Origin of the sequence: Pseudomonas oryzihabitans (assembly GCF_007665395.1) — a bacterium.
GTDB lineage: Bacteria > Pseudomonadota > Gammaproteobacteria > Pseudomonadales > Pseudomonadaceae > Chryseomonas > Chryseomonas psychrotolerans_C.
The window spans coordinates 152,186-179,132 of the sequence record NZ_VDND01000001.1; the positions used below are offsets into that span (position 1 = coordinate 152,186).

Sequence of the window (26,947 nt, forward strand, 5' to 3'; positions counted from 1 at the left end):
AGGTGTCGCAGGCCAACGCCGCTAGAACAGCCTGGCGATGGTCCGCTCCCCCAACGCCAGGCCGATGCTCATGCCCAGGCCAGTGTGCATCAGCACCGCGGTGATCTGCGGATCGACCTGCAGCACGCTGTAGGGCCCGGGTCCGCGCGCGCCATAGACGCCTTGCCAGCGCTCGACGACGTGCAGACGGTCGCCCAGGGTGTGCTCCGCCAACTCCAGCAGCAACTGGTCGACGTGCTCGGCATTGAAGGGCGAGGCGTCGCTGCCGTAGTCGTGGGAGTCGCCGATGATGAGCTCGCCGGAGGGCGTCGGGCTGATCAGCAGGTGGATGCCCAGGGCTTCCAGCTGCGGTTGCTGCTGGCGAATCTCGGCGCGGATCGCCGCGGCCTCGGGCAGGTCGGCGAAGGCACCATAGTGGACGCAACTCAGGCCGGTCAGCAGCGCGTGTTGCAGGTCCAGCGGGCGAGCGGGGCGGGCCCGCAGCATCTGCAGGCGGCAGACCTGGGGGTTGAGCGCGGCCAGAGGTTCGGCCAGCAGCGTCTGGTAGTCGTGCCCCGAGCACACCAGGATCTGCTCGGCCGTGAAACGGCCGGCCGTGGTGAGGGCGGCGCCCGGAGTCACGTCGCGCACCAGGGTGGAGAAATGAAACTCCACCCCCAGTCCGCGCAGATGCTCGACGATCTGCGGCAGCGCCTCGCGCGAATAGAGTTGCTGGTCGTCCAGGCCATGCAAAGCGGCGCGGTGATGGGCGAAGCGGCCGGCGTAGAGGCCGTCGAGCGCTGCACCGCGCAGTAGCTCGACGCGATAGCCCAACTCCTGCGCCCGACCGGCGCAGAAGGCGTCGAGCAGGGCTTCTTCCGCCGGGGTCCGGGCGAACAGCAGGGAACCGCGCTGGCGCAAGGACAGCCCAGCCGCCCCGGCCAATTCCGCCCAGAGCTTCCGTGAGCGCTGGGCCAACTCCAGCATGGGGCCGGGTGCCTGGCCGGTGACCAGGGCCTGGCCGAAGTTGCGGATGGAGGCGCCGAGCGGGGTATGGCTGCGTTCGCAGACGCGGACCTTGAGGCCGCGGCGGACGCCGGCCCAGGCATGGGCCAGGCCGAGGATGCCGGCGCCCACCACCAGCAGGTCGCAAGAGTGTCGACTCATGATGTCTCTCCTAGAATGCACGGCCGACTCAGGGCATGCGCGGTTCGGATTTGCCGTCGTAGCGCTGGCGCCATTCGGCGAGGATGCGGTCGCGATGGGTCGCCGCCCAGGCGAAGTCGTTGGGTGCCAGGTGCTGTTCGTAGTCGGCGGGCAGCTCCGCCATGGGCGTGGCGATACCGGGTTGCGCCAGCACGGCGAAATTGGCCTTGTAGAGATTCATGGCCGCGGGGCTGGCGGAGAAATCGGCCAGCTTGCGCGCCGCTTCCAGATGCTCGGTGCCCTTGACGATGGCGGTCGCCTCGATCTCCCAACCCAGGCCCTCGGCGGGCAGCACGATCTCCAGCGGGGCGCCCTTGCGCTTGAGTTGCACCGCGGGGTACTCGAAGGAGATGCCGATGGGAAACTCGCCGGCTGCCGCCAGCTTGCAGGGCTTGGAGCCGGAGTGGGTGTACTGGCCGATGTTGCGGTGCAGGCGGTCCATGTAATCCCAGCCCTTGGCCTCGCCGAACAACTGCAGCCAGGCGCTGACGTCCAGGTAGCCGGTACCGGAGGAGGCCGGGTTGGGCATCACGATCTTGCCCTGGTACTCGGGACGGGTCAGGTCTTCCCAGGTCTTGGGCAGCGGCAGGCCCTGGCGCTCGGCCTCGACGCGATTCACGCAGAGGGTCGCTGCCCAGACATCCATGCCCACCCAGGCCGGCAGAGTGGCCGCGTCGCGATAGCGCGTACCGATCTGCGCCAGGTTCTGCGGCGCATAGGGCAGCAACATGCCCTGCTTGTCGAGGATCGCCAGACTGGAAGCGGCCAGGCCCCAGATGACGTCGGCCTGGGGCCGGTCCTTTTCGGCCAGCAGCTTGGCGGTGACGATGCCGGTGGAATCCCGCACCCACTTGAGGTGGATGTCGGGATTTTGGGCTTCGAAGGCGTCCTGGTAGGCCTTGAGTTGCTCCACTTCCAGGGCGGTATAGACGGTGACTTCGGTGGCGGCCTGGACGGGCAGCAGCCAGGCCAGGGCCAGGGTGCTGGCCAGGGCGGTACGCAGGAACAGGGTACGCAGGAACAGAGTACGCAGGAACATGGGCGGGTCTCCTCGGGAAGGGCTGATCAGCTCGCCTGGGGGCTGTCGCCCCGGGCCAGGCGGGCGTCGATGTCGGTCACCACCGCCGGCAGGTCGGCAAGGGTGTCGATCCGGTAGTGCGGACGGCTGGGGGCGAGCAGGGCGTCGATCCGCGCGCGTTCCGCGGCCAGGCGCTCGGCGGGCAGGGCCTGGTAGTCATCCCAGGACAGGCCCAGGTGGTTGCCGGAGCAGCGCAGGGCGACCGTCCACATGCCGGCGCGCCGGCCTTCGAGCAGGCCGGGCGCGGTGTCGTCGACCTTGACGCAGGCGGCGACGTCCTCGATGCCCAGGGCGATGACGTTGGCCAGCGCCTGGGCCGGTCCGGGACGGGCCTTGGGCACCTCGTCGGCGGCCACCACATGATCGGGTCGATAGCCCGCCGCGGCGGCCAGTTCGCCGACCCGGTTCATCACCGTGCGCGGATAGCCGGAGCAACTGCCGATCTTCAGCCCACGGGCGCGCAGGGCGGCGATGGCTTCCAGGGCGCCCGGAATCAGCGCCGAATGCTCGGCGACCCGGGCGATCTGCAGCGGCATGAAGCGCTGGTAGATCGCCGTCACGTCGGCATCGCTGGGCAGCCGGCCGAAGCGACGGGCGAAGCGCTCGGCCACGGCGGGCTGGTCGCAGAGGGCGCGAATGTGATCCCACTTGCCCAGGCCCATGGGCACCCGGGCCTCGGCGAGGCTGAGTTCGACGTCGAATTCGGCGAAGGCCTCGACGAAGATATGGGTGGGGGCGAAGGAGCCGAAGTCGATCACGGTGCCGGCCCAGTCGAGGATGGCGGCCTGCAGGCGAGTGGGGGCTTGATAGTCCATGGGGCGAGGTCCTTGGGTCAGGAGGCGGTGGGATTGCGCCAGGCCTGGGTGCGGCGCAGCAGTCCGCGGGAGAGCCCGGCGAGCAGCAGCGAGATGCCGGCGCTGGTGAGCAGGATCAGGGTGGCCATGGCCGCGGCGCCGCCGACGTTGCCGGCGTCGTCCAGGTTGAGCACGGCGATGGCGGCCAGCAGGCTGTCGGGGCTATAGAGGAAGATGGCGGCCGACACCGTGGTCATGGCCGAGACGAACAGGTAGCGGATGCTGTCCAGCAGCGCCGGCAGGCACAGTGGCAGGGTCACCCGCAGGAAGTGCAGGGCCAGGGGCACCTTGAGCGAGCGGGCGGCGGCTTCGAATTCGTCATCCAGCTGGCGCTGGGCGGTGGCAGCGGTGAGCTGGGCGGTGGTGAGGAAGTGCGCCACGGTACAGACCGCCAGTAGCGGCAGGCCGCCGTAGAGGCCGTGCAGTGGATTGGCCGGCAGGTTGTAGAAGAAGACGTACCCCAGCCCCAGCACCAGTCCGGGCACCGCCATGGGGATGAAGCAGAGCAGGCGCAGCAGCCGGGTCAGGGCGGTCTGGGGTGTCTTTTCCAGCAGGTAGGTGCCGGTGAAGATCAGCAGTCCGCCCACGAGGGCGCTGCCGCTGGCCATCAGCAGGCTGTTGCCATAGGCCTGCCAACCGCCGGGCAGGTCGGAGAAGGCGTAGTTGTGCAGCGACAGGGACAGGTCGTAGGGCCAGAAGCGCACCAACGATGAATAGACCGCAGTGCCGAAGACGCCGACCAGCAGGGCGCAGACCAGCACCACCAGCAGGAGCAGGCTGCCGTCGCGCAGTGGCGCCGGGCGAGGACGGTAGACCTGTACGCGGCCGTCCAGGGCGCCGCGCTGGCGGCGTAGCCAGAGATCCACGGCGAAGCTGAGCAGCGCCGGCAGTAACAGGCAGAGGCCGATCAGGGCGCCGCGACCGAATTGCTGCTGGCCCATGACCACCTTGTAGGCTTCCAGCGCCAGGGTCTGGTAGTTGCCGCCCACCACCACCGGTACGCCGAAATCGGTGATGCAGAGGCTCAGCACCAGGCAACTGGCGGCAAAGACGCCCTGGCGGGTCGCCGGCCAGACCAGGGTACGGAAGGCCCGCCAGGGCGAGGCACCGAGGCTGGCGGCGGCATCGAACAGCCGCGCATCGGCCAGCGCCAGGCTACCCAGCAAGACCATGAGGGCGTGGGGAAAGGTGTAAAGCGCCTGGCCCAGGACGATGCCCCAGAAGCCATAGATGTTGTCGGCTACCACTCCGCGCAGCAGCCCCTGGTTACCGAACAGATAGATCAGGGCGATGCCGGGCAGCATGGACGGCGCCAGCAGCGGCAACAGCGACAGGCCCCGCCAGAGTCCCTTGGCCGGCAGACGGGCACGCTGCAGGGCATAGGCGAACAGATAGGCCACCGGCACCACCAGGACGACCACCGTGCCGGCGGTGGCCAGGCTGTTGCCCAGCAACCAGCGAAAATGCGTGCTGGCGAAGAAGTCCAGCGCGCTGGCCAGGCCCCCACCCTGGCTCGGGTCACCGGCCAAGCCGCGCCAGAAGATGGCCAACAGCGGCAGCACCACGGCGAGTAGCAGCAGGACCAGCAGCAGGCCCTGGCCACCCAGGATGAAGACCCGGTCGGCGAGATCGCAAGTGGTGCGGCGCGCGAAACGGGGTAGGGAAAGACGCTGGGCGAGGATCATGGGGCGAACACCTGCAGGGCATGCGGGGGCAGGACGACGCTCAGGGCGCCGCCGGGCGGGAGGGTGGCGGCCTCGGGTGCCAGTTCGGCGACCAGCGGCACGCCGGGCAAGCCTTCCAATTCGAAGCCCAGGCGGCAGCGATTGCCGAGGAACACCCGCTCGCGGACCCGACCCGGTAGCTGGTTGGGCTGTGGCGTCGGCGGATTCACCTGGATGGCCTCCGGGCGGCAGAACAGCCGCCCGGGTCCCGTGGGCAGGCGCATCGACACACTGAGCGCTCGGTCGCCGATCCAGGCGACGCCCGCGCGTCCTTCGAAGGGCAGCCAGTTGCCCTGGCCGATGAAGGCGGCGACGAAGGGGCTCGCTGGCTGGCGATAGAGGATTTCCGGGGGGGCGTATTGCTCGATCCGCCCCCGGTTGAGCACCGCGACGCGGTCGGCCATCAGCAGGGCTTCGTCCTGGTCATGGGTGACCATCAGGGTGGTGATGCCGAGTTGGCGCTGCAGTGCGCGCAACTCGCCGCACAGGCGCTCGCGAACCTGGGCGTCCAGCGCCGACAGCGGCTCGTCCAGCAGCAATAGCGAAGGGCGGGGCGCCAGGGCGCGGGCCAGGGCGACACGTTGCTGCTGGCCGCCGGACAACTGGCCGGGATACTTGCGCGCGCTACCGCTCAGGCCGACCAGTGCCAGCAGCTCGGCCACCCGGACGCGCATCTCCGCTCGCGACCAGCCGCGCAGCCCATAGGCGACGTTGGCGGCCACGTCGAGGTGAGGGAACAGCGCATAGGACTGGAACAGCATGCCGTAATCACGCGCCTGGGGCGGCAGCCGGGACACGTCGCGATCGCCGAATTCGATGCGTCCGGCGTCCTGGCGCTCCAGGCCGGCGATGCAGCGCAGCAGGGTGGTCTTGCCGCAGCCGGACGGGCCGAGCAGGCAGACCAGTTCGCCAGCGGCGACGTCCAGCGAGATGCCGTCCAGTGCCGCGAAGCCTTCGAAGCCCTTGTGCAATCCGCTCAGACGCAGAGGGACGGTAGCCATGGCAGTGATCTCGTTCGGGGGGACGAAGTCAATGCTGGGCGCCGGGCGCGACGTCTTGATGGCAGTTGGGCCAAATCTACCGATAGTGGTATCGGCAGATTTGCGTAGGGGTGATCAGCCCGAGCTGGTTTTCCGCGCCACAGCGAGGAAGGCGGCCGGCAGTCGCGCCTGGCGCCGCTCCTTAAGGCAGTAGAGGTACTCGACGATGGTCGGCGCCTCTTCCAACTCGATTACGCGCAACGCAGGATGGTCCGGCACCTCGTGCCGTGCGATCACGGCCACGCCGAGGCCGCGCAGCACCGCCTCGCGAATCGACTCGCGGCTGCCAATCTCCAGCAGGCTGCCCAGCTGGACGCCGGCCTCCGCCAGCCAGTACTCGGTCAGCTGGCGGGTGATCGAGCCTGCCTCCCTGCACAACAGGCACTGGCCAGCCAGGGCGGTACGTGGCAGGCGCTGGCGACCGGCCAGGGGGTGGCTGCGGTGCACGGTCAGCACCAAGGGGTCCTCGCCCAGCACCAGGCGCGTGAAGCGCGGGTCCTGTTCCAATTGCGAAGAGGCGGCCAGATCGACGCGATAGTCTTCCAGGGCCTCCACCACCTGCTGGGAGTTGCCGATGGTCAGGGTCACCTCGATGTGCGGATGGCGCAGGCGGAAATCGCGCAGCAGGTCCAACATGTAGTAGGGCGCCGTGGCCGCGAGACGCAGCCGGCCCTGGAGCTGGCCGCTGTTGCGCAGCAGGAAGTCGATGTCGGCTTCGCGTTGCAGGAGCTCTTGCACCTTGGGCAACAACTGGACCCCCACCTCGCTGAGCAGCAGCCGCCGACCACCGCGATGGAACAGCTCGACGCCGTAATGGGCCTCCAGGTTGCGGATCTGGGTGGTCACCGTGGGCTGGCTCAGGCCGAGCTTCTTGGCGGCCTGGGTGATGCTGCCCAGGCGCGCGACCATGTGGAACGCCTTGAGCTCCTGGCTGAGCATGGCTTGAGGCTCCGGGACGGGGCTACGGTTGGAGAACGCAAGGGGCACACCTTAGCCGTCCGGCCGTTGGGTCGGAAGAGGCACAGTGGGGCTGAGGCGTCACGGCACGGCATCCACCTCGGCGACCAGCAGCTGGCCGGAGACATAGCCAGCCGCATCGGAGGCGAGAAAGGCCGCGTAGCGGGCAAAGGCAAGGGACGCGGCGGACTGGCCAGCCGGTACTGCACGTGGCGACCTGACACTAGGTATGAGCGCATTGACCGTGATGCCCTGGGCGCCGTATTCGGCGGCCAGGGTCCGCACCAACCCGTGGATACCGCTCTGCAGCGAGGTGGCAATGGCCCGGCCCGCGACGAAGCGATGCGCCGCGGCGGAAGTCAGCCAGATCAGCCGACCGTTGCCTCGTTGCACCATGCCCGGCAGCAGCCGGCCCACCAGCGCCAGGGGGCCGGTCCACAGCAGCTGGCAGGCGTCGGCCCAGGCGATGTCGTCCAGCGCGGCGCTGTAGCCGTCCGCCAGGGGCGGGCCATTGAGCACCAAGATATCCGGCTCGCGGTCGGTTGCCTGGAGGTGCTCGGCACAGCGGATCACCGAGGCCGGCACCAGGAAATCCAGCTGCACGGTATCGCGCTGGGTGGCGTGGGCGGGATCCGCGGCTGCCCGGATCACCCGGACGCCCTCCCGGGCCAGCGCCGCGGCGATGAGCGCGCCGAGTCCTTGGTGAGCTTCGCAGACGAGCGCGATCTTGGCACGGTTGGACACGTGGCGAATTCCTGGCTGACGGGGCTGAGGAGTCAGGCGGTGAATAGCTGATAGAGGGGTGGCAAGGTCGCTGCCAGCAGCAGGATGGCCATGGTCAGGTTGAAGCAGCGGGCGCGGCGCTCATGGGTGAGCCAACCCCGCAGCGCGCTCCCGGCGAGGGCCCAGAGGCCGACGCTGGGAATACTCAGCAGGGCCAGCAACAACGCGGCCAGCAGCACGTTCAGCCCGTGCTGCTCGACCGGGATATAGGCCGCTGCCGCACTGATCGACACCGTCCAGGCCTTGGGATTGATCCACTGGAAGGCAACACCACCCAGCCATCCCATGGACGGTACGGGCTCGGCGTCGAGACGGAGCGGACCGCCGCGGGCGATACGCCAGGCCAGCAGCAGCAAATAGGCCAGTCCGAGGGCGCTCAGCAGCAGGTGCAGGCTCGGCACGGCAGTGAAGATCGCTCCCAGCCCTAGCCCAAGAACCGCCAATTGCAGCCCGACGCCCGTGGCGATGCCGAGAATCAGCGGCACGGTCCGGCGCACTCCGACGTGGGCGCCGCTGGCCAGCACCAACGCGTTATTGGGGCCGGGTGTAGCCGTCATGATGAAGCCGAAGAGGAGGAAGGGCAGGAGGACGGCGAGATCGGTCATGGGCAAGGCGGTTGCGTGTTCAGGCTGATGAAAGCCTATTTTATTGTGCATCTAGCCGCATAAGATTGCATAAATGGGAAGTTTGAAAGATGGAGCGCAACGAATGATCGAACTAGATCGCCTCGACCGCCGGATATTGCGTGAGCTGGAAAGAGACGCGCGCCAGACCAACGTCAAGCTGGCCGAGCGGGTCGGCCTGTCGCCCTCGGCCTGCCTGCGGCGGGTTCAGGAGCTGGAGCGCTCCGGCGTCATCAAGGGCTATCGGGCGGTGGTGGACCGTGCCTTGGTAGGCATAGGGTTCGTCGTCTACGTGGCCGTCGGCATGGCCAGCCACGGCCGCGAGGCACTGAACGCCTTCGAAGCAGCCATCAGTGAGTCGGCGGACGTGGTGGAATGCCATACCGTCACCGGGGCTGTGGAATACCTGCTGCGGGTGGAAGTGGCGGACATGCAGGCCTATCGCGCCTTCCATACCCAGGTCTTGGGCGTGCTGCCGTACGTGAACTCGGTGGTCAGCTACATCGTCATGGATACCGCCAAGGACCAGCGTGCCTAGCGCCGGCGCGGGCCTGCGCTAGCGACATGCCGCAATGGCCAATGTGGCCGCCGCGGTGCGGGTCTCCACGCCGAGTTTCACGTAGACGTGCTCGAGGTGCTTGTTCACCGTGCGCGGCGAGAGGCCGAGGATGTCGCCGATGTCGCGGTTGGTCTTGCCGCAGGCCACCCAGTGCAGCACCTCGACTTCGCGGCCGGTCAGCTGGTAGCGGCTGCTGAGGGGGGCGAGGTCAAGCGCGGTCCTGGTTTGCGGACGGCTTGCCGGTAGGCTCCTGGCCGCCTGGAGTTCGCGGGCGGTGCGCAGGTGGGCGGCCACCCGCGCCAGTACCTCGTCGGTCTTGAGGGGCTTGGTGACGTAGTCGATACCGCCCGCGGCGAAGGCCTCCACCACGTGCTCGCTCTCGGTCAAGGCGGTCATGAACAGCACCGGGATGTCGGCCAGTTCGGCCTGGGCCTTGATCCGCCGGCAGGTCTCGAAGCCGTCCAGGCCGGGCATCACCGCATCGAGTAGCACGACGTCAGGACGCCGGCGCTGCATGCGTTCCAGGGCGCTGGCGCCGTCCATGGCCACCAGCACCATGTAGCCGGTGGCGTCCAGGGCATCGGAGAGCAGCGCGAGGTTGTCGGGGGTGTCATCGACGATCAGCACGACGCCGGCGGGAGCGGGCTGTAGGGCGGCATTCATGGGTGTTCTCCTTCCAGGGGCAGGTCGGCCGGCTGCAGGGCGTCCTTGAGGCGGCGGTTGAAGTCGTTGAGCTGGAAGCGCTTGACCAGCCCGCGCAGGGTGGCGACGTAGGCGGCGCTGAGCGGCTCGTCGCGCTCGATGCGCTCCAGGCATTCGAGGATACCCTTGACATAGCCCAGGGCGCCCAGCTCCTGCAGTTCGGCCAGACTGGCGGCACTTGGCGCCTGCAGGGGCAGCGGCGGCGCCTGGGGCGGCTCCTCGGGGCGCTCCAGCCATTCCAGTTCCAGGTGCCTCTTGATCTTCTCCAGCAGCTGCGGCGTGTGCACCGGCTTGGCCAGGTAGTCGTCGCAGGCCGCGGCGGCGCTGCGTTGGCGGTCGTCGGCGAAGGCATTGGCGGAGATGACGATGATGGGCGCCCGGGAGAGGCCATTGCGGCGGATCAGGGTGCTGGTCTCCAGGCCGTCCAACAGTGGCATGGCGAGGTCCATGAGGATCAGGTCGGGCTGCCACAGGGCCACCTGGCGGATGGCGTCCTGGCCATTGCTGGCCTCGGCCAGTTTGAAACCCAGGGGTTCGAGCATGCCGGCCAGCACCCGGCGGTGGTCGAGGTGGTCATCCACCAGCAGCACCCGCCGGTGCGGGCCCTGGTAACCGGTGATGGTGTGCTCGACGTGGACCAGCGCCTGGGGGACCCGTACCTCGGAAAGGAACAGCCGCACGATGAAGCGGGTGCCTTGGCCCGGCGTACTCTGGACATCCAGGGCGCCGCCCATGAGGGTCACCAGCATGCGGGTGATGGTCAGGCCCAGGCCGAGGCCGTTGTCCTGGCGCAGCGGGTCACCACGCTCGAAGGGCTGGAACAGCCGCTCCAGCTGCTCCGGGGCGATCCCCAGGCCGCTGTCGCTGATCTCGAAGGTGGCGGTTTCCCGGGCGTAGGTGACCCCCAGTACCACGCCGCCGCGGTCGGTGTAGCGCACGGCGTTGCCGAGCAGGTTGATGAGGATCTGGCGGACCCGCTTCTCGTCGCCGCGGACCACCGCCGGCAGGCGTCCCTGGGCGTCGAGGCGGAAGCTTAGGCCCTTGTCCTGGGCCTGGGGGGCGAACATCTGCTGCAGCTGCTCGATGAATTCCGGGAAAGGGATCTCCGAGGGCTCCAGGTTGAGCTTGCCCGCCTCGATCTTGGCCACGTCGAGCAGGCCATCGATCAAGGACAGCAGGTGCGAGCCGCTGCGGAAGATGGTGCCCAGGGCGTCCTGCTGGCGACTGCTGCTCGCCGGGTCGCGCTGCAGGATCTGGGTATAGCCGAGGATGCTGTTCAGCGGCGTGCGCAATTCGTGGGACAGGCCGGTGACGTAGCGACTCTTGGCGGCGTTGGCGGCCTCCGAGGCTTCCTTGGCGCGCTGCAGGGCCTCGTCGGTCTTGCGGTGGGCCTGGATTTCCTGCATCAGCAGGGCGGTCTGCCGGGTTGATTCCTCCAGCGCCACGTGGCGACTCTCGCGGGTCAGCACCACCCACCAGGCCAGCGCCCCGGCGAACAGGGTGAGCACCATGAAGGCCTTGAAGAAGCCCTGGTAGAGCAGGTGGCGCTCGTCGCCCTGGAGGCCCTGGGAGACCTGGCTGTAGATCAGCGCCAGGGCGCAGAACATCAGCCCGACCATGACGATCAGGACGCCCAGGTAATGCGCCAGGCGGGTATGCAGGCGCGGTACCGAGGTGTTGGGCAGCAGCCAGCGCAGCAGGGTATCGAACTGCGCCGACAGCCGTGCCTCGGGCTTGCACAGGTCGCCGCAGCGCGCGTCCAGGGCGCAGCACAGTGAGCAGATGGGCGCGCCGTACGCCGGGCAGAAGGCGATGTCCTCGCGCTCGAAGGCATTGGTGCAGAGCACGCATTCCAGGTGGACCTGGGCGGGATGGATCAGCTTCAGCACGCTGGTGCGCGCGATGTAGTAGCGGCCCCGGGTGACCCAGGCCAGCAGCGGGGCGCAGACCAGCGCGGCGAGCAGGGACACCGCCGGCGAGATGGCCTGGGCCAGGGCGCCGAACAGGCCGGCGTGGGCCAGGCCGGAGAGCAGCGAGGCCAGCAACATGGCGCCGACACCCACCGGGTTGATGTCGTAGAGGTGCGCCCGCTTGAATTCGATGTGCCGGGGCGACAGCCCCAGGGGCTTGTTGATCACCAGGTCGGCGACCACCGCGCCGATCCAGGCGATGGCGATGTTGGCATAGAGCCCGAGCACCTCCTCGATGGCCTGGAACACCCCCAGCTCCATCAGCATCAGCGCGATCAGCACGTTGAACACCAGCCAGACCACGCGGCCGGGATGACTATGGGTGACCCGAGCGAAGAAATTGGACCAGGCCAGGGAGCCGGCATAGGCGTTGGTCAGGTTGATCTTGATCTGGCTGACGATGACGAACAGCACCATGGCGCCCATGGCCCAGCCCGGTGAAGAGAAGACGTAGCCGAAGGCCACCAGGTACATCTGGGTCGGCTCGGCGGCGCGCTCCAGGGGAATTTCATGTTGCAGGGCGAGAAAGGCCAGGAAGGCGCCGGCGAGCATCTTCAGTGCCCCGGGCAGGATCCAGCCGGGGCCGGCCAGCAGCAGCGCCGCCCACCAGCGGCGGCGGTTGGCGGCGGTCTTCTCAGGCAGGAAGCGCAGGTAATCGACCTGCTCGCCAATCTGGGTCACCAGCGCCAGGCCGACGGTACAGGCGGCGCCGAAGGACAGCAGGTTGAAGGCACCGGCTTCGCCCTCGCGGCCGGCGAAGGTGGTCCAGTCCGCCAGGGCGCCGGGGTTCTTGGCGATGACGAAGGCATAGGGCAACGCCAGCAGGACCAGCCAGAGCGGTTGGCTCCACAGCTGCAGGCGATTGATCAGGGTGATGCCATAGGTGACCAGGGGGATGACGATGATCGAGCAGATCACGTACGCCAGCGCCAGCGGGATATGGAAGTACAGCTCCAGGGCCAGCGCCATGATCGCCGCTTCCAGGGCGAAGAACAGGAAGGTGAAGCTGGCGTAGATCAGCGAGGTGATGGTAGAGCCGATGTAGCCGAAGCCGGCGCCGCGGGTCAGCAGGTCCATGTCGACCCCGTAGCGGGCCGCGTAGTAGCTGATCGGCAGGCCGGTGAGGAAGATCACCAGGCTCACCGCCAGCACCGCCCAGAGCGTGTTGGTGAAGCCGTAGCTGATCGCCAGGGCGCCGCCGATGGCTTCCAGGGCGAGGAAGGAGAGGGCGCCCAGGGCGGTATTGGCGATCCGGAATTCCGACCATTTGCGGAACGACCGGGGCGTGTAGCGCAGGGCGTAGTCCTCCAGCGTCTCGTCGGCGACCCAGCTGTTGTAGTCCCGGCGGATCTTGGCGATGCGTTGCGTCCCGGTCTGCTGCACGGCACGGCTCCTGGTGGTTCGGCGATGGGCTCAGAGCCTGTTCGTCGTCTGCGGCGCGTCGACCGGACCGCGTTGAAAACGCCTGGTCTGGCACTGGCTCGCGCGCGGGTGAACAGGCTCGGGAGGCAAGTTCCGTGCCCCGCTCCGGGGGCCCGGGGCTCACCCTTCGGCGTGGCGCGCCCGGGCCATGCTGCTCCGCGCGGGCGCGCGCGAGACAGAGCATGCCCCAGGGCGTTGCAGCGGGCTGTACGTCAGATGACGTAGGCCCTTACGTCATCCTGCGTATGTTCCCGGGCGCCACCGGCGCCCCATCCTTGCTCCGCAGCGAAGACCCGCAGTCCTGGCCCCCAGGGACGAACGGCAATCACCTAGAGGAGCGAGAAGATGCACAGATCATCGGGCGTGAAATCCAGCCTTCCCCGGCGCCTGGCGCTGGGCGCCGCGGCCTTGTCCCTGCTGGCGGCCAGCGTGTTCAGCCAGGGCGTCCTGGCGGACGCCGCCAACACCACCGGCCTCGCCGTCACCGATAGCACGGTCACCGTCGGCCAGTTGCACTCCGCCACCGGCACCATGGCCATCTCCGAGACCGGCGCCATCCAGGCCGAGCGCCTGGCCATCGAGCAGATCAACGCCCAGGGCGGGGTGCTCGGCCGCCAGGTCAAGATCGTCCAGGAAGACGGCGCCTCCGACTGGCCGACCTTCGCCGAGAAGGCCAAGAAGCTGCTGGAGGCCGACAAGGTCGCCGCGGTGTTCGGCTGCTGGACCTCGGCTTCGCGCAAGGCGGTGCTGCCGATCTTCGAGAAGGACAACGGCCTGCTCTACTACCCGACCTTCTATGAAGGCCTGGAGCAGTCGAAGAACGTCTTCTACACCGGCCAGGAGGCTACCCAGCAGATCCTCTCGGCGCTGGACTGGCTGGCCAAGGAGAAGGGCGCCAAGACCTTCTACCTGGTGGGCTCGGACTACATCTGGCCGCGCACCTCGATGAAGATCGCCCGCAAGCACATCGAGAACGTGCTGCACGGTGAGGTGGTGGGGGAGGAGTACTACCCGCTGGGCGGCACCCAGTTCGGCTCCCTGACCAACAAGATCAAGCTGAAGAAACCCGACGTGGTCTTCGCTGCGGTGGTGGGCGGTTCCAACGTGGCCTTCTACAAGCAGCTCAAGGCCGCCGGCATCACCTCCGCCAAGCAGAACCTGCTGACCCTCTCGGTGACCGAGGACGAGATGCTCGGCATCGGCGGCGAGAACATGGCCGGTTTCTACTCCTCGATGAAGTACTTCCAGACCCTGGACAACCCCAACAACAAGACCTTCGTCGAGGCCTTCAAGGCCAAGTACGGCAAGGACGCGGTCATCGGCGACGTGACCCAGGCCGCCTACCTCGGCCCCTGGCTGTGGAAGATGGCGGTGGAGAAGGCCGGCAGCTTCGACGTCGACAAGGTGGTCGCGGCGTCGCCCGGCCTGGAGCTCAAGACCGCGCCGGAAGGCTACGTGAAGGTGCATGACAACCATCACCTCTGGAGCCGCTCGCGCATCGCCCAGATCCAGCCAGACGGCACCTTCAAGGTGGTCTACGAGTCGCCCGAGCTGATCGAGCCCAACCCCTTCCCCAAGGGCTATCAGTAGAGCGACTGACAAACCTACTGCGCGTCCGCCAGGCGGGCGCGTGCAGTGCTCGGAATCCTCATGTACCGCTCGTACACTGCGGTTCCTGCGCGCCGCCTGCACCCGCCTGACAACCGCTCGCTACGGTTTGCCAACCGCTCCAAGCCGTGTCTGACCGGGGCCGCCTACAGGGCGGTCCCGCCCACCTCCGCGGGAGAGTCTCATGGAAAGCTTATCGGACTTAGGCGCGATCGCCGTGATGCAGGGCTTCAACGGCCTGTCGGTGTTCTGCGTGCTGCTGCTGATGGCGCTGGGCCTGGCGATCATCTTCGGGCAGATGGGGGTGATCAACATGGCCCATGGCGAATTCCTCGCCGTCGGCGCCTACACCACCTATGTCGTGTCGACGCTGATCCAGCATCATGTCCCCGGCCTGCAGCCCTATTACTTCTTCTTCGCCATCGTGCTGGCCTTCTTCGTCGCCGGCGCCATCGGCTGGCTGGTGGAGTGGGCGATGATCAGCCGGCTGTATCAGCGGCCGCTGGACACCCTGCTGGCCACCTGGGGCCTGTCGCTGATCCTGCAGCAGCTGTTTCGCTCGGTGTTCGGCGCCCGCGAGGTGAGCGCCGAGATGCCGGAATGGCTGATGGGCTCCTGGAGTCCGACCGCCAGCATCGACATCCCCAAGAACGGCCTCTTCGTCATGGCCGTGACGGTGCTGCTGACCATCACCCTGTTCCTCATGCTGTACCGCTCGCGCTGGGGCCTACAGGTCCGCGCCACCATGCAGAACCGGCTGATGGCCCGCGCCGTGGGCATCAACACCCGCCGCGTGGACCGCATGACCTTCGCCCTGGGCTGCGGCGTGGCCGGGGTGGCCGGCGCGGCCTTCACCACCATCGGCTCCATCGGTCCCACCGCCGGATCGCTGTACATCGTCGATACCTTCCTGGTGGTGGTGTTCGGCGGCGCGGCCAGCCTGCTCGGTACCCTCGCCTCGGCCTTCGGCATCGCCCAGGCGCAATCGCTGCTGGAGTTCTTCCTCTCCGGCTCCATGGCCAAGGTGCTGACCCTGTCGGCGGTGATCCTCATCCTGATGCTGCGGCCCCAGGGGCTGTTCTCGGCAAAAGTCCGCAAGTAGGGAGCGCGAGATGAACAAGGCAATCCACAACCTGCTCGGCGGTCGCCAGGGCGCCCTCGGCCTGCTGGTGCTGGCCGCGCTGATCCTGGTGGTCTTTCCGCTGGCGCTGGACACCTTCCGCCTGAACCTGGTCGGCAAATACCTGACCTACGCCTTCGTCGCCGTCGGCCTGGTGCTGTGCTGGGGCTATGGCGGCATCCTCAGCCTCGGCCAGGGGATCTTCTTCGGCCTCGGCGGCTACTGCATGGCGATGTTCCTCAAGCTGGAGGCCTCGGACCCGTTGAGCACCAAGATCCAGTCCACCCCCGGCATTCCCGACTTCATGGACTGGAACCAGCTCACCGAACTGCCCTGGCTCTGGCAGCCGTTCCACAGTTTCGGCTTCACCCTGGTGGCGGTGGTCGCGGTGCCGGCGCTGCTGGCCCTCATCATCGGCATGGCGATGTTCAAGCGACGGGTCGGGGATGTGTATTTCTCCATCGTCACCCAGGCCATCGCCGCCATCCTGAGCATCCTCATCATCGGTCAGCAGGGCCTGACCGGTGGGGTCAACGGCATCACCGACCTGAAGACGGTCCTGGGCTGGGACATCCGCCCGGACAGTGCCAAGGTCACCCTCTATTTCATCAACGCCGGCCTGCTGTTCGCCTGCATCCTGCTCGCCCGCTTCGTGCTGGCCTCCAAGCTCGGCCGGCTGCTGGTGGCCATGCGCGACAAGGAAGAGCGGGTCCGCTTCTCCGGCTACGACGTGGCCAGCTTCAAGATCTTCGTGTTCTGCGTCGCCGCGGCCTTCTCGGCGGTGGGCGGGGCCATGTTCGCCCTGCAGGTGGGCTTCATGTCGCCGTCCTTCGTCGGCATCGTGCCCTCCATCGAGATGGTCATCTTCGCCGCCGTGGGCGGGCGCCTGTCGCTGCTCGGCGCGGTCTACGGGACCCTGCTGGTGAATTTCGGCAAGACCTACTTCTCCGAGTCCTTCCCCGAACTCTGGCTGTACCTGATGGGCGGGCTGTTCATCGTGGTGGTCCTCTATTTCCCCAATGGCCTCGCCGGCCTGTGGAAGAGCCATGGCCTGCCGCTGCTGGCGCGGCTGAGACGTCGCCAGCCAAGTCGCCCCGTCGCCGCGCCGACCCAGCCTACCGCCACCAAGCCCGCTGCTCTGGAGACCACCCGATGAACACCAGCCCCGTCGGTTTCCAGCTGGCCAAGCCGGTGCTGGCCATCGAAGGCCTGACCGTCTCCTTCGATGGCTTCAAGGCGGTGAATGACCTCAATCTCTATGTCGACCGCAACGAGGTGCACGTGGTGATCGGCCCCAACGGCGCCGGCAAGACCACGGTGCTCGACCTGATCTGCGGCAAGACCCGCGCCACCGCCGGCAGCATCGAATTCAACGGTCGCGAGCTGACCAGGATGAAGGAGTTCGACATCGTCCGCGCCGGCGTCGGCCGCAAGTTCCAGAATCCGTCCATCTACGAAAACCTCACGGTGTTCGAGAACCTGGAGATGTCCTATCCCGAGGGCCGCAAGGTGTTCGGCGCGCTGTTCTTCAAGCGCAGCGCGGCGGTGGTCGCCCGGGTGGCGGAGGTGGCCGAGCAGATCTTTCTCGCCGAGCTGCTGCACCAGCAGGCGGACCTGCTTTCCCACGGCCAGAAGCAGTGGCTGGAGATCGGCATGCTGCTGATGCAGGACCCGGAACTGCTGATGCTCGACGAGCCGGTGGCGGGCATGAGCGTGTCCGAGCGGGCCCAGACCGCCGAGCTGCTCAACCGCATCAGCCAGGGCCGCTCGGTGCTGGTCATCGAGCACGACATGGAGTTCGTCAAGAGCATCGCCCACAAGGTCACGGTGCTGCACCAGGGCAAGGTGCTCGCCGAGGGCAGCATGGACGCGGTGCAGCGCGATCCGAAGGTTATCGAGGTGTACCTGGGGCACTGAAAACCTGTCCACGATCTGCTGCGCGTCGGCCAAACGGCGTTGAAAATGCCCTGGAAGGCCAGCCCCGTCGGAATGCTCATTTACCAGTCGTAAACTCGAGCGCGAGTCCGATCCGCTTTTTCAGGTATTTTCGCGGGGCCACCTAGGCCTTGTTTGTCTCTAGCTCGCAAGATCGTGAACAGGTTTTGAGCCCCCGACCATCACCATTCACCCAGCCGATCACGGGAGATCCCGGCCATGTTCACCATCCAGAACCTCGTCTCCGGCTATGGCCAGAGCCGCATCCTCCACGAACTCAGCCTGGACGTGGCGAAACAGGAAATCGTCGCCGTCATGGGCCGTAACGGCATGGGCAAGAGCACCTTCTTCCGCAGCCTGATGGGCATCCTGCCGAGCTGGAGTGGCAGCGTGGCGGTCGACGGCCAGGACGTCTCCCGGCTGGAAACCCACCAGCGGGTCGAGCGCGGCATCGCCTACGTGCCCCAGGGGCGGATGATCTTTTCCCACATGACGGTGCTGGAGAATATCCAGACCGGGCTGCCGGCCTCGGCGAAGGGCAGGGTGCCAGACGACCTCTATGCACTGTTCCCGGTGCTGCACGAGATGCGCCAGCGCAAGGGCGGCAACCTCTCCGGTGGCCAGCAGCAACAGCTGGCCATCGCCCGCGCCCTGGCCACCAACCCCAAGGTGCTGCTGCTGGACGAACCGACCGAGGGTATCCAGCCCTCGATCATCAAGGACATCGCCCGCACCCTGAAGGAGATCCGCAGTATGCGGGACCTGACCATCGTGGTGTCCGAGCAGGTGCTGTCCTTCACCCTCGACATCGCCGACCGCTTCCTGGTGATCGAGAAAGGCCGCCTCGTGGTGGAGGAGACCCGCGACAAGGTCGACGAGGCGACCATCAGCCGCTATCTGTCGGTTTGAGGGCCTGCTCCTCCTCGCTGGTCCGGGAAGGGGCGCTATCCACCTCGATCGCGGCCATGGAGGTGCGCCGTAGCGACCGCTCCTACCGTACGGATTGCCCTGTATGAGCAACTGTCTTATCGCCGCCATGGCCGTGATAAACCGTAGGTTGGGTTGAGACGGCTCCATCGTCGAAGCCCAACATGACCGGCGCCCAGAGACCGTGTTGGGCTTCGCTGCGCTCAACCCAACCTACGCCGCCCGGTGGGGGCGGTCGCTACGGCGGATCTCCATTGCCGCGCTAGCGAACGTCCGTTGTCCGCTTGCTAGTGTGGGCCTCTGAAGCACCCCACGAGGAGATCCCTCAGGACGCCCGGGCCAGCACCGCGTGCAGCAGCACGTTGGCCCCCGCGGCGAGGTGCTCCTGCTGGGCGTCCTCCAGCTCGTTGTGGCTGATGCCGTCCTTGCAGGGCACGAAGATCATGGCGCTGGGCGCCACCGCGGCCAGGTAGACGGCGTCGTGGCCGGCGCCGCTGACCACGTCCATGCTGGCCAGCCCCAGGGTGTCCGCCGCGCTGCGCACCAGCCCGATGCAGTCGGCATCGAAGTGGCAGGGCTTGAAGTAGACGACCTGTTCCACGGCGACCTCCAGCCGGGGATCGCTGGCCATCAGCGCCGCGCAACCGTCCCGCAGCGCCTGGTCCATGGCGGACAGCACTTCGTCGTCGAGGGCGCGCAGGTCGACGGAGAACTTCACCATCCCGGGGATGGTGTTGCGCGAGTTGGGCGACACCTGCATGAAGCCGACCGTGGCCCGCGCATGGGGGGCGTGGTCGAGGGCGATCTGGTTGATGCGCTGTACCAGCTGGGCGGCGGCCAGCAGTGCATCGTGGCGCTGGTTCATGGGCGTGGGGCCGGCGTGGGCCTCCATGCCGGTGACGACCACGTCGTACCAGCGCTGGCCGAGGGCGCCGGGGACCACGCCGATGGTCAGGTCGTGGGCTTCGAGGACCGGCCCCTGTTCGATATGGGCTTCGAAATAGGCGTCGAACATCCCGTTGGGCACCTCGCCGGGCGCCTGGCTACCGGCGTAGCCGATGCGCGCGAGTTCGCCGCCCACGGTCAGGCCGTCGATGTCCTGTTGCGGCAGCACCTCGTCCAGGCCGAAGGCGCCACTGAACACCCCGGAACCCATCATGACCGGCACGAAGCGCGAGCCTTCTTCGTTGGTCCAGGCCGCCACCTCCAGCGGCGCAGCGGTGCGGATGCCGGCGTCGTTGAGCGTGCGCAGCACCTCCAGGCCAGCGAGCACGCCGAAGTTGCCATCGAACTTGCCGCCGGTGGGCTGGGTATCGATATGGCTGCCCATGGCGATGGCCCGGCGACTGGGGTCGGTGCCTTCACGGCGGGCGAAGATATTGCCGATGGCATCCACCCGCACTTCCAGCCCGGCTTCCCGGCACCAGGCCACGAAGAGGTCGCGCCCTTGGCGGTCCAGGTCGGTCAGCGCCAGGCGGCAGACGCCGCCCTTGGCGGTGCCACCGATCTCGGCGAGGTGCATGAGGGACTGCCAGAGGCGGTCGGAATCGATCTGCAGGGTCATGGGTAGCTCCAGTCAGGACAGACGCTGGCCGGTCAGGCGACGGGCCAGGGTGATGAGGGAGAGATCGCTGCCGCGCGGGCCGATCAGCGACAGCCCCAGGGGCGCGCCGTCGAGGTGCAGCAGCGGCAGGGAGAGCTGCGGGCAGCCGGATAGCACCGACAGGCAGAGCAGGCGGATGGACAGGTTGCGGTAGTCCTCCAGCGCCTCGTCCGACGTGCTCAGCAGCGGCGCGACATCGGGCATGGTCGGCAGCAGCAGCACGCCGTCCCGGCCGAGCAGCGCCTGGAATCTTGCGGCGAAGTCCTGCGCCGTCTGCCTGGCGGACGCGACCCGGCCGTCGTCGAGGGTCTGGGCCCAGGCCACGCGTTCCTTCACGCCCGGCCCGAGCTGGACCGGATGGCGCGAGAGGAAGTCACCCTGGTTCTCCCAGACCTCGCGGCCCTGGATGTGGCGGAAGGCCCAGTAGAGGTCGTCCAGGGGCAGCACCGCGCCCTTCACCGGGGTCGGCAGCAGTTCGAGTTCGTCCAGCAGGGCGCGGGTGGCTTCGCGGACGTTGGGGGTGACCAGCGCCAGCAGGTCAGTCGCCAGCAGCAGGCGCGGCAGTGCCGGCAAGGGGGTGGGATCCGCGCCGAGCAGGACGTCGCCGACCTGGGCGAAGGTGTTTAGCTCGCGGGCGAACCAGCCGCAGGTATCGAAGCTGTGGGCCAGCGGCATGCAGCCGTCGAGGCTGATGCGGCCGTGGGTGGGCCGCAAGCCGAGCAGCCCGCAATGGCTGGCCGGCGCCCGCACCGAGCCGCCGGTGTCGGTGCCGAGGGCGAAGTCGCACAGGCCGTTGGACACCGCCGAGGCCGAGCCGGAGCTGGAGCCACCGGGAATCCGTAGCGGGGCCGCGCCGTTGCGCGGTGTGCCGAAGTGGGCGTTCTTGCCGGTCATGGAAAAGGCCAGCTCATCGGTGATGACCTTGCCGGTGAAGCGGGCACCGGCGTCGAGCAGCTGCCGGACAACCGGGGCATGGCTGGACTTGAGTCCGGACGCGGCGAGCTTGTGTGGATTGCCGCAGCCGGTGGGGTAGCCGGCGACGTCGAAGAGGTCCTTGACGGCGAAGCTCAGGTTGCCGAGGGGGCCGCTGTCCGCATGGGGGACGGGACTGTCGGGGTAGGGCAGATAGCAGTGTGCGTGGGCGTTCATGGGGGCTCCGCAGGCGTTCGAACGGGATTCAATGAGAGGCGCTGGGCGGCGCGGTCTGCGCCAGTTGCCAGCAGGCCGCGCGGTGGCCACTGCCGAGCGGGGTCGCCTCCGGGACGGCCTGGTGGCAGTGCTCCTGGGCCAGTCCGCAGCGTTCGGCGAAGGCACAGCCGGCCGGCAAGCGGGACAGGTCCGGCGGCGCGCCGCCGATACTGTCCAGGCGCTTGCCCTTCTGCAGTGCCCCCTCGCTACGGCTTTTCAGCAGCGCCTGGGTATAGGGGTGGCGGGGCTGGGTGAGCAGCACGGCCGCCGGGCCTTCCTCGACGATGCGGCCGGCGTACATCACCGCCAGGCGGTCGGCGACTTCGGCGGCGGCGCCGATGTCATGGGTGACGAAGACGATGGACAGGCCCAGCTCGCGTTGCAGCTCGCGCAGCAACAGCAGGATCTGGATCTGCACCGTGGCGTCCAGCGCCGTGGTCGGCTCGTCGGCCAGCAGCACCTGCGGATTGCAGGCCAGGGCCAGGGCGATCATGGCGCGCTGGCGCATGCCGCCGGACAGCTCATGGGGAAAGGCGTCGAGGCGCCGCTCCGGGCTGGGGATGCGCACCCGTTCGAACAGCTGCAGGGCGCGCGCCCGGGCCGCGGCCTTGCTCAGCCCCTCGTGGCGGCGGATGGCCTCGCCGATCTGCTGGCCGAGGGTGTAGACCGGGTCGAGGGCCAGCAGCGGTTCCTGGAAGATCATGGCGACGCGCTTGCCGCGCAGCCGGGTCAGCGCCTTGGACGACAGCGCCAGCACATCTTCCCCGGCGATCTGCAGGCCGCCGGCATAGCGGGTGGTCCGTTCCGGATGCAGCCGCATCAGGGCGCGCAGCGTCACGCTCTTGCCGGAGCCGGACTCGCCGATCAGCGCCAGCACCTCGCCCTGGCCGACCTCCAGGGATACCCCGTTGACGGCCTGGATGCGCTTGCCCGGCGGGTGGAACTCCACGTGCAAGTCACGCAACTGGATGAGGGCTTCAGACATGGCTCGCCTCCGGGGTCGAGGTGGCGGAAAGGCGGTAGCCGGAGTCGGCCTCGTAGCGCAGGCAGGCCACGCTGCGACCCGGCTCGGCCTCGGCGAAGCGCGGCGCGCGCTGGGCGCAGACGGCTTGCGCGTAGTCGCAGCGGGTGTGGAAACGGCAGCCGCACGGGGGCGCGATGGGATTAGGCGGATCGCCCGCCAGGGGCGCTTCCTCGGTCCGGTGCAGGGGATCGGTGCTGGGCATGGAGCGCAGCAGCGCCCGGGTGTACGGATGCAGCGGCCGCTCGAACAGGGCATCGGCCTCGCCCACCTCGACCACCTCGCCGAGGTACATCACCAGTACCCGGTCGGAGACGTAGCGCACCACATTGAGGTCATGGCTGATGAAGAGGTAGGTCAGTCCCAGCGCCTCTTTCAAGTCCGCCAGCAGGTTCAGCACCTGGGCCTCCACCGACTTGTCGAGCGCCGAGACCGACTCGTCGAGGATGATCAGCCGCGGCTCCAGCGCCAGCGCCCGGGCGATGTTGACGCGCTGCCGCTGGCCGCCGGACAGCTCGTGGGGATAGCGTCCGGCGAAGCGGCCCGGTTCCAGCCCGACCCGCGCCAGCAGGTCATGGGCGCGGGCCAGGGCCTCGGCGCGGGAGACGCCGTGCACGGTCGGGCCGAAGGCGATGGAATCCTCGAGGGTCATGCGCGGGTTGAGCGAGGCGTAGCTGTCCTGGAAGACCATCTGGGTCTGCCGGCGATAGTCGCGCAGGGGGAGCACCGCGCCGACGGTCTGGCCGTCGAACACCAGCTCGCCGCTGTCCTGGCGGGTGAGCTGCATCAGCAGCCGGGCGGTGGTGGACTTGCCGCAGCCGGATTCGCCCACCACGCCGAGGGTCTCGCCCTTGAGCAGGGTGAAGCTCACGCCATCCACCGCGCGCACGGCCAGGCGCTCCCGGCGCAGGCTGAAACCGGTCTTCTTCAGGGGAAAATGCTTCTTCAAGTCCCGCACGATCAGCAGCGGCTGGGCGGGGCCGCCGAGGTCGCGCGGGTCGTTCGGGGCGGGCAGGGGCGACGGGCTCATTGCTTGACCTCCATGGCCGACCGCAGGCCGTCGGCGAGCATGTTGAAGGACACCGAGGTGACGAAAATCAGCAGGCCGGGCAGGGCGGCGACCCAGGGCTGGCTGTAGATGGCGGTGCGCAGGGTGTTGAGCATCAGCCCCCACTCCGGCTCGGGCGGCTTGACGCCGAGGCCGAGGAACGACAGCCCCGAGGCCAGGATCATCGACACCGAGATCAGGCTGGTGGCATAGACGAAGATGGGCCCTATGACGTTGCCCAGCACGTGCTTGCGCACGATCAGCAGCGCCGAGGCGCCGCTGGCCCGCGCCGCGTCGACGTAGTCGCTGCGCCGTACCGCGGTGGTCACGCTCTCGGCGATGCGGGCGATCTGCGGCACGAAGACGATGGTCAGGGACACCAGCGCATTAGTGATGCCCGCCCCCAGCGCCCCGGACAGGGCGATGGCCAGCAGCACCGAGGGGAAGGCGTAGAGCACGTCGATGCAGCGCATGATGACCGTGTTCAGCCAGCCACCGGCGTAGCCGGCGACGATGCCGAGGGTGCCACCGAGGACGAAGGCCAGGATCACCGGGGCGATGCCCATGAACAGTGACAACCGGGCGCCGAGGATCAGCCGCGAGAGCAGGTCCCGCCCGAGTTCGTCGCCGCCCAGGGGCAGCCCCGGCGTGCCGATGGGCTTGAGTCGCTTGAGCATCGAGGTGGCGAAGGGATCGTGGGGCATGATCCAGGGCGCGAACACCGCCATGAGGATCAGCAGCAGGATGAGGCTGGCCGAGACCATCGCCAGCGGATTGCGTACCAGCCGATGCAGCACGTTGGCGAGGTGGCTGCGCGAGCGCACGACGCCGGGCGCGGCGGGGGTGAGGGACGTCTGGATGGCGGCGGTCATGTCAGCCTCGTTCGATACGGGGGTCGAGGACGGTCTGCAGCACGTCCACCAGGAGATTGAGCAGCACGAAGAACAGCGCCAGGATCAGGATCGAGCCCTGCAGCAGCGGCAGGTCGCGCTGGAAGATCGCCTGGTTGAGCAGGAAGCCGGTGCCGGGCCAGGCGAACACCGTCTCGATCAGGATCGAGCCGCCCAGCAGGTAACCCAGTTGCAGGCCCACCACCGCCAGGGCGGTGGGCGCGCAGTTCTTCACCACGTGGCGCAGCACCCCGCCTTCGCTCAGGCCGCGGGCGCGCAGGCCGATGACGAACTCCTGCGCCAGGGTGTCGGCCACCAGGGCCCGCACAGTACGGGCGACGATGCCCATGGGGATGAAGGACATGGTTACCGCCGGCAGGATCAGGTACTGGACGTGGGCCCAGTCCCAGCGCCAGTCGCTGGAGCCGCCCGGGCCGGCGCCGGTGGCCGGCAGCCACATCAGCTGGGCGGAAAAGACGATGACCAGCACCATGCCCAGCCAGTAGTTGGGCAGGCTCACGCCAATGACCGACACCAGCGACGCCAGGCGGTCGGCCCAGGAATTGCGGAAGTAGCCGGCGACGAAGCCGAACAGCGAGCCCAGGCTGAAGCCGATCAGGCTGGCGAGCACGGCGATCATCAGGGTGTTGCCGACTGCCTTGAGCACCTCGCCGGTGACCGGTCGGCTGGTGGCGATGGAGGTACCCAGGTCGCCGTGCAGCGCCCGCCACACCCAGCGCAGGAATTGCTCCGGCAGCGGTCGATCGAAGCCGTAGACGCTCATCATCCGCCGCTGCAGCTCGGCCGAGGCATCGGCGGGCAGGATGGACACCAGCGGGTCACCTGGTGCTATGTGCACCAGCATGAAACAGAGGAAGGCCACCCCGAGCATGATGGGGAGTGCATAGAGCAGACGGCGAAGCAGATAGCCGAGCATGGGGGTAAGCCTCCGGGCCTGAGCCTGCTGGAGTCCGTGCCGGCGCGGCACGGGGCTGACCGCCCCGGGAGGGGCGGTTCGGGCGGCGTCAGTCCATCGTCATGGTGGCGATGTCGATGAACCAGCTCCGCGGTTGCACCACGTGCCCGATCTTCGGCGAGAGCGCGCGCGGGCCGACGTCGTGGGCGACGAACAGGAAGGGCGCCTCGTCGACGATGTTGGCGTGCAGCACGCCCAGCGCCTGGTTGCGCGCCTGTTCATCGAAGGACGTGCGGGCCTTGGCGATGAGCTGGTCGGTCTGCTCGTTGGTGTAGTAGCCCCAGTTGTTGGAGACCGGCGGCAAGGCCTTGCTGCTGACGAAGCGCACCATGGCGAAGAAGGGGTCCATGGTCGCCGCGCTGACGTTGGTCGCATCCGCGCCGTGCGCCGCCGGGTCCTTCGCGCCGAGGCGCCAGCTCGAATAGAGGGTGTTCCATTCCAGGACGTCGAATTGCACGTCGAAGAAGCACTGCTTGAGGTTTTCCTGGATGTACTCGTTCATCGGCAGCGGCTGCATCTGGCCGGAGCCCGAGGCGGAGGTCTGCACCTTGATCTTGGCCGGGTGGTCGGCGGAATAGCCGGCGTCGGCCATCAGCTTCTGCGCCGCGGCCACGTCGTAGCGGACCTGGAAGCTGGGCGAGCCGCGCCAGGGGTCGCCCGGCTCCACCACACCAGTCGCCGGTTCCATCTGCCCGCTGAGCAGGGTCTTGAGTTCGTCGCGGTTCACGCAGAGGTTCGCCGCCTGGCGCACGCGCTTGTCGTGGAAGGGCGACTGTGGCAGCAGGGAAAACTGCCAGGGCCAGAGATGCGGCTGCAGGTTGGAATAGATCTTGTAGCCACGCGCCTTGATGGCGTCGAGGGCATCCGGCGCCGGCGCTTCGATCCAGTCCACCTGGCCGGACATCAGGGCGGCGGTGCGGGCGCTGGCTTCCGGCAAGGGCAGCAGCACCACGTGATCGATGCGTGGGCGGCGCTTGGGATCCCAGTAGGCGGGGTTGGCCGCCAGCTCCAGCCGCTCGCGGGGGACGAACTTGGCCATCTTGAACGGGCCGGTGCCGGAGGCGTCGGCGGCGAAGGCCGTCCAGGCCTGCTGGGCGCGTTTCGCCGGATCGGTCACGGCGGCCGGCACGGCGTCGAACTTGGCCTGCCAGCGGGTCGGCGAGGCCATGAACAGATTGGTCAGGTTGTAGGGCAGGAAGGAATCCGGCTCGGCGGTGGTGAGTTCGACGGTAGCGGCGTCGATCACCCGGGCGGACCTCAGGGTCGGCATGCGCGAGGCCGTGACGCCGATCTGCGAGGGATCGTATTGCGGCGCCGCCTTGTTCAGCACCTTGTCGACGTTCCAGACCACCGCCTGGGCATCGAAGGGCGAGCCGTCGTGGAAGGTCACGCCCGGGCGCAGCTTGAAGAACCACTTGGTGTGGTCGTTCGGGTCGACCGTCCAGGATTCCGCCAGGTCGGGAATGAGCACGCTGGGCTTGTCCGCCGCGCTGAGGTCCCACTGGGTCAGGCCGTCGTAGAGGGTGATACCGGTGAAGCGATTGCCCTCGTAGCCCTGGTCCGGCTGGCCCAGGGTACGGGGGATGTCCCCGGCGGTCATGGCGATACGCAGGGTCTTCTCCTGCGCCGCGGCCAGGCTGCTGCCGCCCAGGGCGCAGGCCAGGGCGAGGGTCAGACCGGCAAGCCGGGCAATCGGCGCGGAACGGTAGGTGTCATCGCTCATCGGGATCCCTC

General features: G+C 68.1%; 23 protein-coding genes and 1 other RNA gene. 7 read left to right on the forward strand and 17 right to left on the reverse strand.

Translation table 11 applies throughout. The annotated features are described in order from the left end of the window. Positions 1–21: 21 nt before the first annotated feature. The 8 genes from FSV73_RS00680 to FSV73_RS00715 form a co-directional block, all read right to left on the reverse strand. On the reverse strand, positions 22–1,146 hold the full coding sequence (locus FSV73_RS00680) for a TIGR03364 family FAD-dependent oxidoreductase (RefSeq protein WP_145002408.1): 1,125 nt from the start codon (positions 1,144–1,146) through the stop codon (positions 22–24). 28 nt (positions 1,147–1,174) lie between these two features. Further along, a complete protein-coding gene (locus FSV73_RS00685) occupies positions 1,175–2,194 on the reverse strand; it encodes a putative 2-aminoethylphosphonate ABC transporter substrate-binding protein (protein WP_145004133.1) in 1,020 nt (339 codons plus the stop codon). A 56-nt stretch (positions 2,195–2,250) separates the two neighbouring features. Beyond that, complete coding sequence (phnX, locus tag FSV73_RS00690; RefSeq protein ID WP_145002410.1) at positions 2,251–3,078, reverse strand: phosphonoacetaldehyde hydrolase; 828 nt, start codon at positions 3,076–3,078, stop codon at positions 2,251–2,253. Positions 3,079–3,095: 17 nt separating this feature from the next. Further along, complete coding sequence (locus FSV73_RS00695) at positions 3,096–4,802, reverse strand: putative 2-aminoethylphosphonate ABC transporter permease subunit (RefSeq protein ID WP_145002412.1); 1,707 nt, start codon at positions 4,800–4,802, stop codon at positions 3,096–3,098. Continuing rightward, positions 4,799–5,842, reverse strand: coding sequence for an ATP-binding cassette domain-containing protein (locus FSV73_RS00700; protein WP_145002414.1), 1,044 nt, complete (start codon positions 5,840–5,842; stop codon positions 4,799–4,801). Before FSV73_RS00700 ends, FSV73_RS00695 begins: the two co-directional genes overlap by 4 nt. A gap of 114 nt (positions 5,843–5,956) precedes the next feature. Further along, positions 5,957–6,820, reverse strand: a complete 864-nt coding sequence (locus FSV73_RS00705; RefSeq protein ID WP_145002416.1) for a LysR substrate-binding domain-containing protein — start codon at positions 6,818–6,820, stop codon at positions 5,957–5,959. Positions 6,821–6,919: 99 nt separating this feature from the next. Then, complete coding sequence (locus FSV73_RS00710; protein WP_186309129.1) at positions 6,920–7,582, reverse strand: SDR family oxidoreductase; 663 nt, start codon at positions 7,580–7,582, stop codon at positions 6,920–6,922. Positions 7,583–7,614: 32 nt separating this feature from the next. After that, positions 7,615–8,226, reverse strand: coding sequence for a LysE family translocator (locus FSV73_RS00715; protein WP_145002420.1), 612 nt, complete (start codon positions 8,224–8,226; stop codon positions 7,615–7,617). Positions 8,227–8,329: 103 nt separating this feature from the next. On the opposite strand from FSV73_RS00715, the gene FSV73_RS00720 reads away from it, so the two are divergent. After that, complete coding sequence (locus FSV73_RS00720) at positions 8,330–8,782, forward strand: Lrp/AsnC family transcriptional regulator (protein ID WP_145002422.1); 453 nt, start codon at positions 8,330–8,332, stop codon at positions 8,780–8,782. Positions 8,783–8,800: 18 nt separating this feature from the next. On the opposite strand, the gene FSV73_RS00725 is transcribed toward FSV73_RS00720, so the two are convergent. Together FSV73_RS00725 and FSV73_RS00730 are read right to left on the reverse strand one after the other, a co-directional pair. Continuing rightward, positions 8,801–9,466, reverse strand: a complete 666-nt coding sequence (locus tag FSV73_RS00725; RefSeq protein WP_145002424.1) for a response regulator — start codon at positions 9,464–9,466, stop codon at positions 8,801–8,803. Further along, positions 9,463–12,858, reverse strand: coding sequence for a hybrid sensor histidine kinase/response regulator (locus tag FSV73_RS00730; RefSeq protein ID WP_145002427.1), 3,396 nt, complete (start codon positions 12,856–12,858; stop codon positions 9,463–9,465). Before FSV73_RS00730 ends, FSV73_RS00725 begins: the two co-directional genes overlap by 4 nt. A gap of 384 nt (positions 12,859–13,242) precedes the next feature. Between FSV73_RS00730 and urtA the strand changes: the two genes are divergently transcribed. The 6 genes from urtA to urtE all read left to right on the forward strand — a co-directional run bounded on the left by urtA (position 13,243) and on the right by urtE (position 18,469). Then, positions 13,243–14,487, forward strand: a complete 1,245-nt coding sequence (gene urtA / locus FSV73_RS00735; RefSeq protein WP_145002430.1) for an urea ABC transporter substrate-binding protein — start codon at positions 13,243–13,245, stop codon at positions 14,485–14,487. A 60-nt stretch (positions 14,488–14,547) separates the two neighbouring features. Next, positions 14,548–14,623: non-coding RNA, sX9 sRNA (locus FSV73_RS00740), on the forward strand. Between the two features lie 66 nt (positions 14,624–14,689). Beyond that, positions 14,690–15,607 (forward strand): urea ABC transporter permease subunit UrtB, encoded by a 918-nt coding sequence (gene urtB / locus FSV73_RS00745; RefSeq protein ID WP_186309130.1) that lies wholly within the window; start codon positions 14,690–14,692, stop codon positions 15,605–15,607. Between the two features lie 10 nt (positions 15,608–15,617). Continuing rightward, positions 15,618–16,781, forward strand: coding sequence for an urea ABC transporter permease subunit UrtC (gene urtC / locus FSV73_RS00750; protein WP_145002433.1), 1,164 nt, complete (start codon positions 15,618–15,620; stop codon positions 16,779–16,781). Beyond that, positions 16,778–17,542: an urea ABC transporter ATP-binding protein UrtD gene (urtD, locus tag FSV73_RS00755; protein ID WP_145002436.1), complete on the forward strand. Its 765-nt coding sequence runs from the start codon at positions 16,778–16,780 to the stop codon at positions 17,540–17,542. The genes urtC and urtD overlap by 4 nt, the downstream gene beginning before the upstream one ends. Before the next feature lie 237 nt (positions 17,543–17,779). Further along, positions 17,780–18,469 (forward strand): urea ABC transporter ATP-binding subunit UrtE, encoded by a 690-nt coding sequence (urtE, locus tag FSV73_RS00760; RefSeq protein ID WP_145002439.1) that lies wholly within the window; start codon positions 17,780–17,782, stop codon positions 18,467–18,469. Between the two features lie 343 nt (positions 18,470–18,812). Here urtE and FSV73_RS00765 read toward each other — a convergent pair whose 3' ends face one another. The 7 genes from FSV73_RS00765 to FSV73_RS00795 form a co-directional block, all read right to left on the reverse strand. Continuing rightward, positions 18,813–20,051, reverse strand: coding sequence for a Zn-dependent hydrolase (locus FSV73_RS00765; RefSeq protein ID WP_145002442.1), 1,239 nt, complete (start codon positions 20,049–20,051; stop codon positions 18,813–18,815). 12 nt (positions 20,052–20,063) lie between these two features. Continuing rightward, positions 20,064–21,239 carry an amidase gene (locus FSV73_RS00770; protein ID WP_145002445.1) on the reverse strand — a complete coding sequence of 392 codons (1,176 nt, stop codon included), beginning with the start codon at positions 21,237–21,239 and terminating at the stop codon, positions 20,064–20,066. 28 nt (positions 21,240–21,267) lie between these two features. After that, entirely contained in the window at positions 21,268–22,263 is a 996-nt protein-coding gene (locus FSV73_RS00775) for an ABC transporter ATP-binding protein (protein ID WP_145002448.1), read from the reverse strand. Beyond that, the gene (locus FSV73_RS00780) at positions 22,256–23,329 is read right to left on the reverse strand and encodes an ABC transporter ATP-binding protein (protein ID WP_145002451.1); all 1,074 of its coding nucleotides are present in this window, start codon (positions 23,327–23,329) and stop codon (positions 22,256–22,258) included. Before FSV73_RS00780 ends, FSV73_RS00775 begins: the two co-directional genes overlap by 8 nt. Beyond that, positions 23,326–24,219, reverse strand: a complete 894-nt coding sequence (locus FSV73_RS00785; protein WP_145002454.1) for an ABC transporter permease — start codon at positions 24,217–24,219, stop codon at positions 23,326–23,328. Before FSV73_RS00785 ends, FSV73_RS00780 begins: the two co-directional genes overlap by 4 nt. Position 24,220: 1 nt before the next feature. Further along, on the reverse strand, positions 24,221–25,174 hold the full coding sequence (locus FSV73_RS00790; protein WP_145002457.1) for an ABC transporter permease: 954 nt from the start codon (positions 25,172–25,174) through the stop codon (positions 24,221–24,223). Positions 25,175–25,262: 88 nt separating this feature from the next. Continuing rightward, complete coding sequence (locus tag FSV73_RS00795) at positions 25,263–26,936, reverse strand: ABC transporter substrate-binding protein (RefSeq protein ID WP_145002460.1); 1,674 nt, start codon at positions 26,934–26,936, stop codon at positions 25,263–25,265. Between the last annotated feature and the right edge of the window lie 11 nt (positions 26,937–26,947).